General features: G+C 59.7%; 18 protein-coding genes. 12 read left to right on the forward strand and 6 right to left on the reverse strand.

Features of this window, described 5'->3' with window-relative positions:
* Positions 1–3 precede the first annotated feature (3 nt).
* On the reverse strand, positions 4–876 hold the full coding sequence (locus JZX87_RS06095) for a LysR family transcriptional regulator (RefSeq protein ID WP_206824530.1): 873 nt from the start codon (positions 874–876) through the stop codon (positions 4–6).
* 104 nt (positions 877–980) lie between these two features.
* Between JZX87_RS06095 and JZX87_RS06100 the strand changes: the two genes are divergently transcribed.
* Positions 981–2,309 (forward strand): aspartate aminotransferase family protein, encoded by a 1,329-nt coding sequence (locus JZX87_RS06100; RefSeq protein ID WP_148145566.1) that lies wholly within the window; start codon positions 981–983, stop codon positions 2,307–2,309.
* Positions 2,310–2,539: 230 nt separating this feature from the next.
* Here the strand turns inward: JZX87_RS06100 and JZX87_RS06105 are convergent, their stop codons facing one another.
* Positions 2,540–3,571, reverse strand: coding sequence for an acyltransferase family protein (locus JZX87_RS06105; protein WP_206824531.1), 1,032 nt, complete (start codon positions 3,569–3,571; stop codon positions 2,540–2,542).
* Between the two features lie 161 nt (positions 3,572–3,732).
* Between JZX87_RS06105 and JZX87_RS06110 the strand changes: the two genes are divergently transcribed.
* The 3 genes from JZX87_RS06110 (at position 3,733) to JZX87_RS06120 (ending at position 5,580) form a co-directional block, all read left to right on the forward strand.
* On the forward strand, positions 3,733–3,921 hold the full coding sequence (locus JZX87_RS06110) for a hypothetical protein (RefSeq protein ID WP_206824533.1): 189 nt from the start codon (positions 3,733–3,735) through the stop codon (positions 3,919–3,921).
* A 179-nt stretch (positions 3,922–4,100) separates the two neighbouring features.
* On the forward strand, positions 4,101–5,264 hold the full coding sequence (locus JZX87_RS06115) for a vWA domain-containing protein (RefSeq protein WP_246435914.1): 1,164 nt from the start codon (positions 4,101–4,103) through the stop codon (positions 5,262–5,264).
* 91 nt (positions 5,265–5,355) lie between these two features.
* Complete coding sequence (locus JZX87_RS06120; protein ID WP_148145562.1) at positions 5,356–5,580, forward strand: hypothetical protein; 225 nt, start codon at positions 5,356–5,358, stop codon at positions 5,578–5,580.
* Between the two features lie 92 nt (positions 5,581–5,672).
* Here JZX87_RS06120 and JZX87_RS06125 read toward each other — a convergent pair whose 3' ends face one another.
* Positions 5,673–5,840 carry a Thivi_2564 family membrane protein gene (locus JZX87_RS06125; protein ID WP_162713894.1) on the reverse strand — a complete coding sequence of 56 codons (168 nt, stop codon included), beginning with the start codon at positions 5,838–5,840 and terminating at the stop codon, positions 5,673–5,675.
* Between the two features lie 193 nt (positions 5,841–6,033).
* Between JZX87_RS06125 and JZX87_RS06130 the strand changes: the two genes are divergently transcribed.
* On the forward strand, positions 6,034–7,506 hold the full coding sequence (locus JZX87_RS06130; RefSeq protein ID WP_206824538.1) for a protein adenylyltransferase SelO: 1,473 nt from the start codon (positions 6,034–6,036) through the stop codon (positions 7,504–7,506).
* Here JZX87_RS06130 and JZX87_RS06135 read toward each other — a convergent pair.
* Positions 7,503–8,405 carry a dihydrodipicolinate synthase family protein gene (locus JZX87_RS06135; protein ID WP_206824540.1) on the reverse strand — a complete coding sequence of 301 codons (903 nt, stop codon included), beginning with the start codon at positions 8,403–8,405 and terminating at the stop codon, positions 7,503–7,505. The genes JZX87_RS06130 and JZX87_RS06135 overlap by 4 nt on opposite strands.
* A gap of 332 nt (positions 8,406–8,737) precedes the next feature.
* Between JZX87_RS06135 and JZX87_RS06140 the strand changes: the two genes are divergently transcribed.
* Entirely contained in the window at positions 8,738–9,307 is a 570-nt protein-coding gene (locus tag JZX87_RS06140) for a hypothetical protein (RefSeq protein ID WP_206824542.1), read from the forward strand.
* The gene (locus tag JZX87_RS06145; protein WP_286194177.1) at positions 9,258–10,784 is read left to right on the forward strand and encodes a DNA-packaging protein; all 1,527 of its coding nucleotides are present in this window, start codon (positions 9,258–9,260) and stop codon (positions 10,782–10,784) included. Before JZX87_RS06140 ends, JZX87_RS06145 begins: the two co-directional genes overlap by 50 nt.
* A gap of 48 nt (positions 10,785–10,832) precedes the next feature.
* Here the strand turns inward: JZX87_RS06145 and JZX87_RS06150 are convergent, their stop codons facing one another.
* On the reverse strand, positions 10,833–10,979 hold the full coding sequence (locus JZX87_RS06150; RefSeq protein ID WP_206824544.1) for a hypothetical protein: 147 nt from the start codon (positions 10,977–10,979) through the stop codon (positions 10,833–10,835).
* Positions 10,980–11,195: 216 nt separating this feature from the next.
* Positions 11,196–11,318, reverse strand: coding sequence for a hypothetical protein (locus JZX87_RS31250; RefSeq protein ID WP_281422902.1), 123 nt, complete (start codon positions 11,316–11,318; stop codon positions 11,196–11,198).
* Between the two features lie 173 nt (positions 11,319–11,491).
* Here JZX87_RS31250 and JZX87_RS06155 point away from each other — a divergent pair, with 173 nt between their 5' ends.
* The 5 genes from JZX87_RS06155 to JZX87_RS06175 all read left to right on the forward strand — a co-directional run bounded on the left by JZX87_RS06155 (position 11,492) and on the right by JZX87_RS06175 (position 14,764).
* Positions 11,492–12,160 carry a hypothetical protein gene (locus JZX87_RS06155; RefSeq protein ID WP_206824546.1) on the forward strand — a complete coding sequence of 223 codons (669 nt, stop codon included), beginning with the start codon at positions 11,492–11,494 and terminating at the stop codon, positions 12,158–12,160.
* Positions 12,161–12,197: 37 nt separating this feature from the next.
* Positions 12,198–12,506 carry a Dabb family protein gene (locus tag JZX87_RS06160; RefSeq protein WP_148145557.1) on the forward strand — a complete coding sequence of 103 codons (309 nt, stop codon included), beginning with the start codon at positions 12,198–12,200 and terminating at the stop codon, positions 12,504–12,506.
* A gap of 59 nt (positions 12,507–12,565) precedes the next feature.
* Positions 12,566–13,036: a hypothetical protein gene (locus JZX87_RS06165; protein WP_148145556.1), complete on the forward strand. Its 471-nt coding sequence runs from the start codon at positions 12,566–12,568 to the stop codon at positions 13,034–13,036.
* Positions 13,003–13,563, forward strand: a complete 561-nt coding sequence (locus JZX87_RS06170) for a hypothetical protein (protein ID WP_148145555.1) — start codon at positions 13,003–13,005, stop codon at positions 13,561–13,563. The genes JZX87_RS06165 and JZX87_RS06170 overlap by 34 nt, the downstream gene beginning before the upstream one ends.
* A gap of 79 nt (positions 13,564–13,642) precedes the next feature.
* The gene (locus JZX87_RS06175; protein ID WP_206824548.1) at positions 13,643–14,764 is read left to right on the forward strand and encodes a phage portal protein; all 1,122 of its coding nucleotides are present in this window, start codon (positions 13,643–13,645) and stop codon (positions 14,762–14,764) included.
* The last annotated feature ends 11 nt before the right edge of the window (positions 14,765–14,775 follow it).

Raw genomic sequence — 14,775 nt, forward strand, 5'->3', positions numbered from 1 at the left:
AGATCAAAGACCCCGCACCGTCGCCGCAGGATCCCTGAGCGATGGCAGGTGACGGCGGATATGCTCTCCCAGCATCGCGGCAGCGGAGGACGGGCGGCTTTCGGAAAACTCAAGCGCTATACCGATCGTCGGCAGACGCGGCAGCCCATGCTCGATGATGTGAAGGTCAGGCGGCACCGCCGTTTTTGTCAGTACACTGACCGCATGGCCTGCGCGAGTGATCGCGATCAGCCCAGCAAGACTGTCGCTGGCAAACGCTACTCGATAACGGCGGTTGACGGCCTCCATCGCGTCACAGGCGGCGCGGTAATCGAGTGTTGTCGGTGCCGATAGCGCCAGCGGCAGGATCTCGTTGGACAGCAGCTGCGTATCCGGCCTGTCCGCCACCCAGACGAAGCGCTCCTGCCGGATCACCGCGGCATCATCCGCATCGGGCAGCGATACCAGCGCCATGTCGATCTGCCGGCGCTGGATGAGAGGCCGAAGCCCGATCGTCGGAGCGCAGACAAGCCTCAGCTCCACTTGCGGATTGGCAGCGCAAAAGCGTTTCAGCAGCTCCGGCAGGAAAGCGATCGAATAGTCCTCCGGACATCCGAGGCTGACCGCCCCCTTCAGCGCCAGTCCGCCCATATCTGCCAGGATCTCGTCATGCCGCGAGATCAGCTGTTCGGCATGGGCCAGCAGTCTCTCGCCTGCCGCAGTCAACCGCATGCCGGCGCCGGTGCGCTGCAGAAGCGGCTGACCGACCTCGGCCTCCAACCGCTGCATCTGCATGCTGAGTGCGGATTGGGTGCGCCCGACCTGGGTGGAGGCAAGGCTGATCGAACCCGTGCGGGCAACGACGACGAAGTTTTTCAGAAGCGCGAGATCAAGCATGGCAATATCAGAAAAATGGATATCGGATTAAAATACTATCAATTGGACTGAGGTGCCAGTGGCTTGTTACCCTCCCAGCCAATCAATCACAATGGGGAACCGTCATGGAAAACGCCGCCAGAAACCTCACGTCGCGCAATGACGATCCGGCCTTCTGGGCCGATGCCGACAAGCACCTGACCCGTTACGGGCCGGCCTTCGAGGACGTCATCATCGAACGCGCTGAGGGTAGCTTCGTCTACGATGCCGATGGCCGCGCAATTCTCGACTTCACCTCCGGCCAGATGAGCGCCGTGCTCGGCCACACCCACCCGGATATCGTGGCGACGGTAAACCGCCAGATGGCCTCGGTCGCGCATCTGTTCTCCGGCATGCTGTCACGTCCGGTGGTGGAGCTGGCTGCAAGGCTCGCCGCGCTCGCCCCAGGCCTCGACCGTGTCCAGTTGCTGACAACGGGTGCCGAATCCAACGAGGCGGCCATCCGCATGGCGAAGCTCGTGACCGGCGGGCACGAAATCGTTGCCTTCGCCCAGAGCTGGCACGGCATGACCGGAGCTGCGGCTTCCGCCACCTACAGTGCAGGTCGCAAGGGATATGGTCCGGTCTCGGCCGGCTCCTTCGTCATCCCGGCACCGAATGCCTATCGCCCGCGCTTCAGGAACCCGGACGGATCGAACGACTGGCAGGCCGAGCTAGACGATGCGTTCCATCTGATCGACAATCAGTCGACCGGCAATCTCGCCGCCTTCATCGCCGAACCGATCCTGTCTTCCGGCGGCATTCTCGAACTGCCGCTCGGTTATCTCGCGGCCTTGAAGAAGAAGTGCGAGGAGCGCGGCATGCTGCTCATCCTCGACGAGGCACAGACCGGCGTCGGCCGCACCGGCAACATGTTCGCCTTCCAGCGTGACGGCGTGACGCCCGATATCATGACGCTGTCGAAGACGCTCGGCGCCGGCCTTCCGCTTGCCGCTGTCATGACAAGCGCGGAAGTGGAGCAGAAAGCATTCGAGAAGGGGTTCCTCTTCTACACGACCCACGTATCGGACCCGCTGCCGGCTGCTGTCGGTGTGACCGTGCTGGATGTGATGGCGCGTGACAATCTGGTCCAGCAGGCGATAACGCGCGGCAAACGCCTGAAGGACGGGCTGTTGGCGCTGCAGCAGCGTTTCGAATGCATCGGCGACGTCCGCGGCCGCGGTCTTCTGCTCGGGCTGGAAGTGGTGACCGACCGCCACACCAAGGCGCCCGGTTTCGAGCTTGGCGCGAAGATCATGGAAGAAGCGATGGTTCGTGGCCTTTCTATGAACATCGTCAAGCTGCCCGGCATGGGCGGCGTCTTCCGCATCGCTCCGGCGCTAACCGTTTCGGACGCCGAGATCGACCGCGGCGTCGAGATCATGGCCGACGCGATCGTGGCGGCTCAAGGATAGCCGATAGACGGAAGACCGCTCGGAGACACAGCCGGGCGCAAACCTCCAGATGACGAATATCGACCGTATCCTGCCCATGCGGCAGGATACGGCATGAGGGCTGATGAGCCGCGGGCCCAATCTATTCGGCATCCTCAAGGGGGCGTTTCACACAAAGTGCCACCCTCGCCATTACTTGGTTCTGAGCATCCTCCCAGTGCAACCATCGTGCTTCTGGATGGATGAGGCGATCACGTGTTTATCGTTTTCGGTGACCTGCGGAGGAATGGCTGTTCCACGAGGATCCAGCTGAGATAACCAGCCATATAGGCCAAGGGCAGGCTCAGCGCGATCATCATCGCTGGCGATTGGATACCAACGAAATAGAGAAGGGTGCCTGAAATCGGCCAGCCATATAGATACACTCCGTAGGAAACGTCGTCGTCAGCGTTTATCCGCGATATCGCTTCTGATTTTACTGCAAAGGAGAACCAGAAGATCAGATAGCCGCCAAAGACGGCGAAGGCTGCGATTTCGAAGTACTCAAGGAACATCATCACGACCAGAGCGGTGGTGCTGGCAATGGCAAGGGTATTGGTGAACGGAATTTCCCGGCGGAACAGATAGAAGCACGCGCCGACAGAGAAGTTTGCAAACAGACGAACGCTTTCGGAATAATAACCGGTGAAAAATGCGATCCTGTTCGGGATCTGGATATCCAAAGGCATCATCGTCATGAGGAGCAGTGCCGCCGATATCGCAGCAAAGGCAAAGCGTTTTCGGCTCAGACCGACGAGGCCGACGAGCAAGGCGAATATGTAGCAACGGAATTCGTAAGAGATCGTCCAAAGCGAACCGTTCAGGATTTCATAGGGTAATCCTATGAAACCGGGTTGCGAGGGGCCGTGAAGCGTTACGATTTCCAGGGTGAGACGAAGCAGGTCACCCATCCCGTAATAACCGATTGCAGCGCCTGTCAAAGGTGCAAGCGCCAGGCAAATAAAGACCGCGACCAGATAACCCGGATAGATACGGAAAGCGCGTTTTTTCAGAAATGAAATTGGGTTGCTGGAGCGGTCGTAACTCTGAGTGATCAGATAACCGCTAAGAAGAAAGAACCCGTCCACAGCAAGCTCCGCGAATGTCCGCGCTCCAAGCGCGCCAGACAATATTTCTCGGGATCTATTGCCGTCGATGATCTCTGACGCGTGAGAGACTATTACGAGAGAAGCAAACAGCAGTCGAAGAAAACCAATGTTGTTGGCATGCAGTGTCTGTTGCATAATATACCCGCTTCATTAATAATATAAATTCTTATTGTTTTGCGGGCTGAAAGTGTCAAGTTCAGTATACAAAATCCTTTTTATAGCATTAATGCCGGTGCCCTGAGCTGCGTCAGCTTGTGAGCTGGGCCGGTTTCAGCATGCTTTCGAGGAGGGCGGCCATGATGGCCGAAAGCGTCATTGCTGCGGGAGATATCCTGATGATCCGGCGTGTCTATTGCCAGTTGCGGGCAGAGGGCTGGGAGGACGGCGGAGAGCCCCGGCGTCTGGCAGCCAATCTCATCTATCTTTACAGGATCGGCGTGACGCAGGAAAAGCAACTGCTTGAGCTTGCGCCCTATCTCACCTGAGGTGGCCGGGAGCCCGGTATTCCCATTGCAGAACAACGTCTTGAGTTCCGATTATCTTTAATTAAGCAAGTTTGAATGTATGGCGACACGAATAACGCTTCTTTGCGTTAAATGCCGTCATGCTAATATTCGATAGAGCCAATCACAGCATCGTTTCCGACCCGGCTGGCAACTTCGGGATGATGACTGCGCTCATCCTGCCCATGTTGCTGGGAGGCGCCGGGCTGGCGGTCGACACCGCCAATCTGATGGTTTCGAAACGCCAGTTGCAGGAGGCGACGGATGCCGCAGCCCTTGCCGTTTCAGGTGCCATGGCCAACGGTTCCGATACCGCGGCCGGCCAGAAGCTCGGCAAGGACTTTCTGGCGGGCCAGTTAGCCAATTATATGAACACCACCGACACCGCGACGATCAAGAACGCGACGACGGTGGCAATCGTCACCAACACGGATGCATCGACGGGGGCCAAGAGCTATTCGGTCTCGGTAACCTCCTCTGCCGATATTCCGCTGACGCCGCTTACCAGTTTTTTCGCCGGGCGAACCTATCCCGTAAATGCCTCGAGCAACACGATATCGGGCACCGGAAGCGGTACTGGTGCTGACGGAGCGGCTGCGGCAAGCAATGGCATATCGATGGAAATCCTGCTCGATGAATCGGCTTCGATGGCGGAGAACACGACGACGGTGAAGGGCACGAAATGCGTCATCAACCTGCTCGGCATCTGTATCGGCCAGCAGACTGTTTATGTGACCAAGGTGGAAGCGCTGAAACAGGCTGCAGCCACGATGTTTGACGCCCTCGACAAATCTGATCCCAAGACCCGCTTTGTCCGCACCGGCACGATCTCCTATACCAACGGCATCAAGGGCCAGTCGGCGGTCGCCTGGGGAACGACGGCTGCAAGGAACTACGTCAATGCCATGACGCTTAACCCGGTTGGTGGAACGGACGCGACGGCGGCGGTGACCACCGCGACCTCCAACATCAAGAGCAACATCTACGGCACCGATACCGAGAGCGTCGAGCAGGCCAAGAAAGGCAACAAGACATCGGATCGCATCATGATCCTGATGACCGATGGTGATATGACCGGCAATAGCGTGGACTGGAGCCAGAGGCTGGACCAGAACGTACGTGACGGATGCGCGGCCGCAAAGACGGCCGGAATAAAGATCTACACCGTCGCCTTCATGGCGCCGCCCAAAGGGCAGGAACTGTTGAAATACTGCGCCTCTGCCGCTGGCAACTATTACGAACCCAACACGATGGAAGCCCTGGTTGCATCGTTCAAGTCGATTGCCGACAACGCGATCAAGCCGGTGAACCGACTGACCAACTAGCCTGCCTTTAGCATTTCCTCCCGCGTCACGCGGGAACCGGACGGCGACCTTCCTGTTCTAACCTTCAGAGGCACAAAGGAAAGGGATGCATATGGTTGAGGCACATGGAGAAAAGACGCAGGCTCTGGAACTGGCCGAGGAATATCGCAGGCTCGGCGGAACGCGGCTTGCCAAGCTCGACGATAATTTCGTCACCACCCGAAAGTGGGAAGACGAACCCGAGGAGGCATCACGCTTCTGGCACGACCGGGTGGAAATTCTCGATGACAAGCGTCAGGCGGAAGTCGTCACCCATCTGAAATCCATGAATTCCTGACATTTCGAGATAGCAGGCTCCCAAGGCGAAAGCCGCCATTGCCCGGGCGGGCCCAAGTGATCCGTCCGGGCAAATGGTTCGGTCGGGAAGGGCTAGAACACCGCCAGATATTTCAGAAGCGAAATGATGCCGATGATGATGACGACAACCCGCACGATCTGGCGGACCTTTGCGTCAAGCGGCAGCATGTTGACAAGATAAAGTACCAGCACGATCACGAGGAAAGTGATCAGGATGCTGATCAGAAGCGACAAACCCATAGCCCCAGTCTCCATAATTTGCGGCGCGTCCTGCGCCGATCACGAAACTGTAATTATGAGACGATGTGGAAAAGGAAAGGGTGCTCAATAAGATAGTGTGGGCGCTGTATCATTCGGTCCGGCCAGGCACAGATGTTTCGGCTTGTTCCTCGCCTGCTATTTCCCATATTGGGCAAAAAGGCCCATATGCCCGATGGAGACATGCTTGTTCCACTTCGACAACTCCTATGCCCGTCTGCCCGACAGGTTCTACGCTTCGGTTTATCCCGAGCCGGTCGAGGGGCCGAAGCTGATCATGTTCAACGAGGCTCTGGCGAAAGAGCTTGGCGTCGAGGCCGATCTTTCCGATCCGGATCGGCTGGCGGCGACATTTTCCGGCAACGTGGTGCCACAGGGGGCTATGCCGCTTGCGATGGCTTATGCCGGCCACCAGTTCGGCAGTTTCGTGCCGCAGCTCGGCGACGGCCGTGCGATCCTGCTGGGCGAAGTGGTGGATCGAGGCGGTGTTCGCCGCGATATCCAGCTTAAAGGCGCAGGTCCGACGCCATTTTCACGCCGTGGCGACGGCCGTGCGGCTTTGGGACCGGTACTGCGGGAATATATCGTCTCCGAGGCCATGGCTGCGCTCGGCATTCCTGCGACACGGGCGCTGGCGGCGGTGACGACCGGCGAGCAGGTCTATCGCGAGACGGTGGAGCAGAGTGCGGTCTTCGTTCGTGTCGCGGCAAGCCATGTGCGGGTCGGCACCTTCCAGTTCTTTGCTGCGCGCGGCGACACGGATGGCATAAGGGAACTGGCCGACTACGTTATCGACCGGCATTATCCCGAGTTGAAGGCAGCCGAGAACCCCTATGCGGCACTGCTGCAGGCCGTGGCATTCCGGCAGGCGGAGCTGATCGCGCGCTGGCTCGGCGTCGGTTTCGTCCATGGGGTGATGAACACCGACAACATGACCATATCGGGGGAGACGATCGACTTCGGCCCCTGCGCCTTTCTCGACGAATATCATCAGATGAAGGTGTTTTCCTCGATCGATCATGGCGGGCGTTACGCCTATCGCAACCAGCCGGGCATCGGCCAGTGGAACATCGCCAGACTGGCGGAATGCCTGCTGCCGGTAATAGACGCGGATCAGGACAGGGCAGTCGACGCGTCGAACGAGGTTCTGAGAGAGTTCGGCGAGCGGTTTCAGGCGGAATGGATCAAGGTGTTCAGGGCCAAGATCGGGCTTTCGAGTGAAGCCGATGATGATGGAGAACTGGTACAGCAGCTGCTTTCGGCAATGCAGGATCAAGAGGCGGATTTCACGCTTGTTTTCCGTGGTTTGGCGGATGCGGCAGAAGGGCTGGACGAACGGTTCCTGAGCCAGTTCGCCGATCCTTCCAAGGCTGCGGAATGGCTGGGACTGTGGCGCGAGCGGCTGGCGCAGGAGCCTCAAGGTGACGCTGGCCGTGCCGACGCGATGCGGGCCGTCAATCCGGCGATCATCCCGCGCAACCACCGCATTCAAGAGGCGATTTCGGCTGCCAATTACGGTGACTTTTCCTTCTTCGCCCGACTGCTCGCAGCACTCGAAAAGCCCTATGAGGAGCGTCCCGGATTTGCCGATTACATGACGCCGCCAACACCTGAAGAAAGGGTGACGCGAACCTTCTGCGGGACCTAGTCCTTCAGAAGCGAGATGGCTGCTTCGATATCCCGAACGGCCTCCGAGCCGAGCGGCAGGACCGGGCGCGGCGGCTGGGCTTTGGTAATGCCCATGAGGTTCGCGGCCGCATAGACCACGCGCAGGCTGCCATGCGCCTTGAACAGCTGCCAGAGCGGGTGGAAGAGGGTATCCAGCCGCGTTGTTTCTTCCGCATTGCCGCTGATCGCCGCGCGGGTCAGGGCCAGCGCGGGCTTGGGGAACAGACCGGCGACGACGCTGTACCAGCAATCCGCACCGGCCAGCAGTGCATGCGGGCACTCCCAGTCACCGCTATAGCCAATGGCGAAATTGGCCGGTGTGGCGGCTCTCAATCGAGCGATCTCGCCTGAAAAATCGCCGCCCTTCGGCAGCGGCATTTTCACCGCGCTGACATTGGCAAGGCCGGCCAGGCGCCCGATCAGTGCCTCGCTGAAAGAAAAATGCGTGGTCGACGGGTTGTTGTAGATCGAAAGCGGCAGATCGGTTGCGGCGGCGACCGCTTCGAAATGGCGAAACGCCTCTTCCTCGGTGAGCGGCGTGTATGAGACCGGCGCAAGAAGCAGCGCGTGGGCGCCGGCTGCTGCCGCATCGCGGGCAAGCGCCACCGCATCGTCGGTGCGCAGAGTGCCGACGCCGACGATCAGCGGGAGCTTGCCGCCAACGCATTCGACCGCGGCCTCCACCGCCCGGCGGCGTTCCTCGCGGGAGAGGTACATATAGGTTCCGGTGCTGCCGAGAAGACCGATCGAATTCGTCTTGGCCTCGACAACGCGCGAAAGAAGTCGCTGCAGGGCATCGGTATCGACGCGGCCGGCTTCGTCCGCAGGCGTCAGCGGGAAGGCGGAAAGGCCGGTAAAGGCGGGCGGTGTGGTCGGCATCGAATTCTCCGGCGAAACGAATGGGTGGCCACTATGAGCGATTGCACCACGATCGCAAGGGCTTAAGACGGCAGGGCAGAGAGCGTCTCCGCCTATTTACGAAAAATACCAAGATAGGAAAATAATCCTTGACGGCGTGACGGTGCTTTGATAGGGTTCAGGCATAGTCGAAGAACTGCGCTTGAGAGCGGGGGGCTTCGAAGGGTGTGCGCCTATAGTTGAGCGCGCCAGGTCTTGAGCAACCATTCTAATCCGACATTGCGATACGGGAACGAAACGCTGCAGCCGAAGAGGCTGGCGGCGATTTGCCTGTGCGCTTCATGGAGCCTGCCATGGATGATTTCGACAGTTTCGATCCGGGCCTGTTCGGCATCTGGCGGGATCGCGCGGCCTATGGCGACGAGATGCCAACGAAGGATACCGCGCTGGCGGATGAAATGCGGATTGCGCTGGAGATCAAGTCGGCGGATGGCGGCGTTTCTGCGAGCGACGAACTGCGCAAGCTATTAAACGACATGACGGTGGAGATGCGCGAGCAGTTTTCCACCTTCCGAAAGATGCGCGAGAGCGCGGCCGGGGCGCTGACGGATGGCGACGAGGCGGCGCAAAAGCTGGCGCGCGCCGACGTGAAGGCGGCGACCGACGCCATGAGCCTGATCGTGCGCACGCTCGAAAAGGTCGACAGTCTTCAAAGGCAGCTGGCGCGGGATCGCGAGATCGAGGCCGAGCGCGTGGCCGATGAGGGCGGCTATGGAGAGGCGAAAGACCGCCTGCAGCGGCTGATAGCGGACAAGGCGGATGAACGGGCCAAAAGTCTTCTTGCTACCTGGATCCGAAACGGCGCTGCCTCTGATGCCGAGCCTCGACGAGCGGGCACCGATCCGCCATCGGGCACGGGCTGAGCGTCGTGCACGGGCATCCGATGCGAGGCGTCTCGCCAAGCAGAAAAGTCGTATCGCTGCCCAACATCAGGCAGGCATGCAGGGTATCGACGAGCAGCATGAGAGTGAATGCATGGCGGTCACCAGCGCGGAAAACATATTGGCGCGAGGGGCAAGCCATGCGCATGAAATAGAAACGGCTGAAGCATCTTCGACGGCGGCGACGCAACCTTCCGCGGTCGTCGAGGTTGAGGGGCTTGTCGTACCGGCACGGTTCGTCTCTCGCTATGAACGGGACTGGGACGTCAACGGTCGACCGGAACAGAGGCCGCCCGCAGGGGACTGGCGCACGTGGCTGGTCATGGGCGGACGCGGATCGGGCAAGACGCGGGCCGGGGCCGAATGGGTGCACAAGCTGGCTTCTGCCGGGGAGCGGTCCGATCTGAGGATCGCGCTGGTGGCGGAAACGCTGGGTGACGCCCGTGAGGTGATGGTCGACGGCGTGTCCGGTATCTGCCGGATCGCGCGAGGCAAGTCTCCGGACTTCGAAATCTCGCGGCGCCGGCTTGTCTGGCCGAACGGGGCGGTGGCGCAGATATTTTCCTCCGAGGACCCGGAGGCGCTGCGCGGGCCGCAGTTTCATTATGCGTGGTGCGACGAGATCGGGAAATGGAAACATGCCGAAGAGACATTCGACATGCTGCAGTTTGGCCTGCGGCTGGGCAACGATCCGCGGCAGCTGGTGACGACGACGCCGCGGCCGGTGCCGGTATTGAAGCGGCTGATCGCCGATCCTTCGACGCGGCTGGTTAAGATTGCCACCGGTGACAACCGGCAAAACCTGGCGCCGGGTTTTATCGAGGCGCTGGAGCGCCGGTATGGCGGAACAAGGCTGGGCCGGCAGGAACTGGCTGGCGAGCTGATCGAGGACCGCGAGGACGCGCTGTGGCGCCGCTCGGAGATCGAGGCCTGCGTGATCCGGGTCGTGCCGGCATTAAGGCGGATCGTCGTTGCGGTCGATCCGCCCGCAGGCATAGGACAGAATTCCTGTTGCGGCATCGTCGTGGCCGGGCTGGAGCCGGAGGGGCGGGCCGTTGTGCTGGCGGATTGTTCCGTGGAGGGCGCGACGCCTGCCCAGTGGGCGCAGTCTGTCGTGAGGGCATATCGGCGCTTTGCCGCCGACAGGATCGTCGCCGAGGTCAACCAGGGCGGCGAGATGGTGACGGCGATGCTCCGAAGTGTCGACGTGGCGCTGCCGATCACCATGGTCAGGGCGACGCGGGGAAAGTTTCTGCGGGCCGAGCCGGCGGCGGCGCTCTACGAACAGGGAAGGGTGGCGCATGCAGGGCGGTTTATCGAACTGGAGGACCAGATGTGCGATTTTGGTCCCGATGGGCTGTCATCGGGGCGTTCACCTGACAGGCTGGATGCGCTGGTCTGGGCGCTGACGGCGCTGGTTCTGGAAGGGCAGGGCGAACCACGGGTGCGGGGGATATGATGCAATGCGCTTTAGGGGCAAAGCTCAATCAGGATAGGGGCTTTGACCCTAGAGCGTGCAGCTTTCGGCAAGGTCCTTGTAAAGCCGAGCCTCGGTCTGCCTTCTCAGCGCTTCACCGTTGCGGCCCGGCCCGAAACACCGATCGCCGGGTCTTATCTGTTCGGCGATGAGTGCGGCGCGCTCGCGATAGAACATGCATTGTTGATTTCGCGGCAGTGATGACAGCCGCAAGAGAGTTTGTTCGGATTGCTGCATTCGGCGTGAATGCTCGGCTTGTCGCGGAGCGCAGGATGGATCCATGGCCACACTGACCAGCATGCTTGCACCAAACAAAAGCACCGTTCCCATAAGGACCGGTGCCACGTAATTACGCCATCCGGACATCGGCGATATCCGGATGGGTTATCTGGCTCAGCGCTGGTTCGGCTGGCGGGAATTGTTTTCCTGCATCTGCTTCCATTCGGATTCCATGCGATCCAGAACTTCCTGCGGGATCGGTTTCGAAGGGGCTGCCTGAGCGGGCTGCGGCATCATCATGATCTCCTTTTTTGTTGCGCTGCACCATCATGGAAAAGCGTCGACATAACGTCGCATGGCCATATTGGTTCCATAGCTCGCGACAAAAGTAAATTAGCCTTTAAGTCGTTAAAACGATTTAGTTTTCTTAAACCGATTGAAAGTCGCAACACGGTGAAGGCGAGCGGTAAATGGGTAAGCTTAACAATGCGGCGGAACGTCGCATTTTCTTCGACGAGGTGCGCAAGAGCCTGTTTTCCGGGTGTCTGAAGCAGCGCGAGGTCAATGGGCTCAATACGATTCTCGACGGGTGGACGAAGCTGAGCGTTGCCGCTCGAAAGTCTGCGGGTGGCGACGATGCGCTGGCTTATGTGCTGGCGACAGCCTTCCATGAGACGGCGGCGACGATGCAGCCGGTGCGCGAGACGTTGGCGCTCAATGATGAGGAAGCGATTGCCCGGCTGGAAAAAGCCTTCAGGGCGGGTCGGCTTCCCGCGGTCACGACCCCCTATTGGCGGCCGGATACCGAAGGCAGGACCTGGCTTGGCCGCGGCTTCGTGCAACTGACACATCGGAGAAATTACGAGGCGATGTCGGCACTGACCGGGATCGATCTCGTTTCCGAGCCGGGGCGTGCGATGGAGATGGGCGTTGCAGTCGCGATCCTTGTCGGTGGCATGCTCGAGGGCTCGTTTACCGGCCGCAGGCTCGGTGATTATTTCGCTGACGGCAGGAGAGACTGGACCGGTGCGCGAAAGATCGTCAACGGAACGGATCGGGCGGAACTTGTGGCCGGATACGCCAAGGCATTCCGGCTGGCTTTGCCGAGGCGCATTGATGCGGGCGGGGACGCGTGTTAGCAGGCAGCTTGTCTGAATGGGGTGCTGCGGAGTTTCGATGATACGCCATATCGTGTTTTTCACGGCCACGTCCGAAAATCTCGAGGATGTCCGGGCAGGGCTTTCGATGCTGACCGCAAACCCGCATGCATCGCTTCTGGAAATCGGCACGAATGTGAAAACCGACCAGTGGGACCGGGAAGTCGACTTCGTCGTCTACGGCGAGTTCGAAAACGAGGCGGCGCTGGCAGCCTACAAGGCGCATCCGATCTATCAGAAATCGACTGAAACCGTGCGGCCGCTTCGCGAGATGCGCATTGCTGCAGACTATGACAGCGACAAGGCGGCAAAGACGCCGCTCAGGTAGGCTATATCCGTAACTGACCTGAACTGACCTGTATGAGATGCACTTGTTGACACCGATAGATGTCAGTGATTTTCTCGGCTGCGGGGGCGGTTATGGATTGGGAAAATACTGCACATTCAGTTGATGACTGGATAGCGCTTGCGCAGCGACATCGAAACGGCGCGCGCGCCCTGAAAAAGGATAAGCAGTTTTCCTTAGTTTGGGACCATACCGGCTTTGCCGTCGAGTGCTATCTCAAGGCTGCGATCATGCAGCAAAAAGGGTGGAACAGATGGCCTGATAGCGGTGAGCGTAAGGACCTCTGGGTTCACGAAACGTGGGGGCTGCTGAAGGAACTCGGCGTAACCCCGGAGGGCTTAGGACGGCATCCGATTAGATTTCGCCTGAAGACAATTCTGGATTGGCGGCGCCGGCATGGCTATAATCCAAGCTCCATGCCTGAGAAATATGCCGAACAGATTTATAGAGATGCATTCTCAAGCGAAGGAGTGGTTGAGTGGATAGTGAAAACCTTTCACCTGCCCTGCTGAGGGCCGGCCAGGAATATCTGGCATCATTGCGGCGTTTGCGATTAAACCCCGAGGGTTTGCTGTGGGCTCGGGTCAATGAGACGCAAATGGTAAAAGATAGCGCGACAGGCATGCAGTTCGATGCCGGAGGTTTGGGAGAATGGCATCTGGTTCTCGTTACGGGCGCCATCGACGAAGCTGGTCCATCGGCGCTCAATGAACTTCTTTTCAAAGCTTACGACGCTTCAGCGACTCCGAAAGAAATATCACCATTCATCGTCGAGGTCATGAGCGCTAAGTCACCATTCGTTTCACAGCTTTTGATTGCGCTGAATAATCCGGTTGGACCAATTGCCATAACGAGCGGTACGACCGGTGGAAAATCCTATCGTCAGGACATCGACCCATATGAGGGGCAGCAGATGGTTGCCGGCCTATGGTTCGATCGGAAATGGATATATCATCTTACGGGACTTCACGCACGTCACGCAGAAAGAAAGCGGAGCTGGAAAGATTTTAAGCAGAGCGTAAACGCACTTGCCGCTTAAAATCTGTGAGAGCCCGCCACTTCCGGCGCGCAGACTCCACTCCACGGTTAGTTTGGCCTTTAAATAAAGGATCACTGGAATGAAATCTCCTTTTCGCCTGCCGTGGCTTTCCACGGGGGAACGCAAAGCCGTGTCTGCAGATCAAGGGAAGGGCGTCGCGTCCGCGTTTGCGGTGCTTGCCAGCGAGGGAACGGCGCATTGGTCCGGCAGGTCCTATGCGGCGCTGGCGCGGACAGGATTCATGCGCAATCCGGTGGCATATCGGGCGGTTCGGATGATTGCGGAGGCGGCGGCCGCTGTGCCGTGGCTGGCTTACGAGGGCGCTGCGGAGATTGCGGATCATCCGGCGCTGTCACTGCTTCTGCGTCCTAACGGACGGCAGGGCGGACCGGATTTTTTCGAGGCGCTCTACGGACATCTGCTCCTGTCCGGCAATGCCTATGTCGAGCCGCTGGCGATCGGCGGATCATTACGGGAACTGCATCTGCTGCGGCCCGACCGGGTGAGCGTCGTCGAGGGGCGCGATGGCTGGGTGACGGGGTATGATTATCGCGCCGGCGGGGGAACGCGCAGGCTGGCGGCTGACGCTGAGGATGGGCGGCTTTCGCTGTTGCACTTAAAACTGTTTCACCCGCTCGATGACCATTCCGGCTTTTCGCCGCTTGTGGCGGCGGGGGCAGCACTCGATCTCTCCAATGCGGCGGCGGGCTGGAACAAGGCTTTGCTCGACAATTCGGCAAGGCCTTCCGGCGCACTCGTCTATCAGCCGAAGGATGGCGGCAATCTTTCGGCCGACCAGTATCAGCGGCTGAAGGACGAGTTGGAGGCGGGGTATTCCGGTGCCGTCAATGCGGGGCGGCCCTTGCTGCTCGAGGGAGGGCTGGACTGGAAGGCGATGGGGCTTTCGCCAAAAGACATGGATTTCATCGAGGCGCGCGATGGCGCCGCAAGGGATGTCGCGCTGGCGCTCGGTGTGCCGCCGATGCTGATCGGTATTCCCGGCGACAATACCTATGCCAATTACCAGGAGGCCAACCGCGCCTTCTACAGGCTGACCGTGCTGCCGCTGATTGCGCGGACTGCCGCGAGCTTCTCCGCCTGGCTGTCCGAGATCTACGCGGAATTACGGCTGGAGTGCAAATTCCGAGGCAACCCGCCCCCTGATTCCGAAATGATGTCGCCCCCTAATTCCGAGAAATAGTCGCCCCCTCG

It is taken from the genome of Agrobacterium sp. Ap1 (genome assembly GCF_017313375.1).
In the GTDB taxonomy this organism is placed as follows: domain Bacteria; phylum Pseudomonadota; class Alphaproteobacteria; order Rhizobiales; family Rhizobiaceae; genus Neorhizobium; species Neorhizobium cellulosilyticum.

What these genes read in the sequence shown, in the direction of transcription:
- JZX87_RS06095 (WP_206824530.1), bottom strand. Translation starts at nt 876, where the DNA reads ATGCTTGATCTCGCGCTTCTGAAAAACTTCGTCGTCGTTGCCCGCACG.
- JZX87_RS06100 (WP_148145566.1), top strand. Translation starts at nt 981, where the DNA reads ATGGAAAACGCCGCCAGAAACCTCACGTCGCGCAATGACGATCCGGCC.
- JZX87_RS06105 (WP_206824531.1), bottom strand. Translation starts at nt 3,571, where the DNA reads ATGCAACAGACACTGCATGCCAACAACATTGGTTTTCTTCGACTGCTG.
- JZX87_RS06110 (WP_206824533.1), top strand. Translation starts at nt 3,733, where the DNA reads ATGATGGCCGAAAGCGTCATTGCTGCGGGAGATATCCTGATGATCCGG.
- JZX87_RS06115 (WP_246435914.1), top strand. Translation starts at nt 4,101, where the DNA reads ATGATGACTGCGCTCATCCTGCCCATGTTGCTGGGAGGCGCCGGGCTG.
- JZX87_RS06120 (WP_148145562.1), top strand. Translation starts at nt 5,356, where the DNA reads ATGGTTGAGGCACATGGAGAAAAGACGCAGGCTCTGGAACTGGCCGAG.
- JZX87_RS06125 (WP_162713894.1), bottom strand. Translation starts at nt 5,840, where the DNA reads ATGGGTTTGTCGCTTCTGATCAGCATCCTGATCACTTTCCTCGTGATC.
- JZX87_RS06130 (WP_206824538.1), top strand. Translation starts at nt 6,034, where the DNA reads ATGGAGACATGCTTGTTCCACTTCGACAACTCCTATGCCCGTCTGCCC.
- JZX87_RS06135 (WP_206824540.1), bottom strand. Translation starts at nt 8,405, where the DNA reads ATGCCGACCACACCGCCCGCCTTTACCGGCCTTTCCGCCTTCCCGCTG.
- JZX87_RS06140 (WP_206824542.1), top strand. Translation starts at nt 8,738, where the DNA reads ATGGATGATTTCGACAGTTTCGATCCGGGCCTGTTCGGCATCTGGCGG.
- JZX87_RS06145 (WP_286194177.1), top strand. Translation starts at nt 9,258, where the DNA reads ATGCCGAGCCTCGACGAGCGGGCACCGATCCGCCATCGGGCACGGGCT.
- JZX87_RS06150 (WP_206824544.1), bottom strand. Translation starts at nt 10,979, where the DNA reads ATGTTCTATCGCGAGCGCGCCGCACTCATCGCCGAACAGATAAGACCC.
- JZX87_RS31250 (WP_281422902.1), bottom strand. Translation starts at nt 11,318, where the DNA reads ATGATGCCGCAGCCCGCTCAGGCAGCCCCTTCGAAACCGATCCCGCAG.
- JZX87_RS06155 (WP_206824546.1), top strand. Translation starts at nt 11,492, where the DNA reads ATGGGTAAGCTTAACAATGCGGCGGAACGTCGCATTTTCTTCGACGAG.
- JZX87_RS06160 (WP_148145557.1), top strand. Translation starts at nt 12,198, where the DNA reads ATGATACGCCATATCGTGTTTTTCACGGCCACGTCCGAAAATCTCGAG.
- JZX87_RS06165 (WP_148145556.1), top strand. Translation starts at nt 12,566, where the DNA reads ATGTCAGTGATTTTCTCGGCTGCGGGGGCGGTTATGGATTGGGAAAAT.
- JZX87_RS06175 (WP_206824548.1), top strand. Translation starts at nt 13,643, where the DNA reads ATGAAATCTCCTTTTCGCCTGCCGTGGCTTTCCACGGGGGAACGCAAA.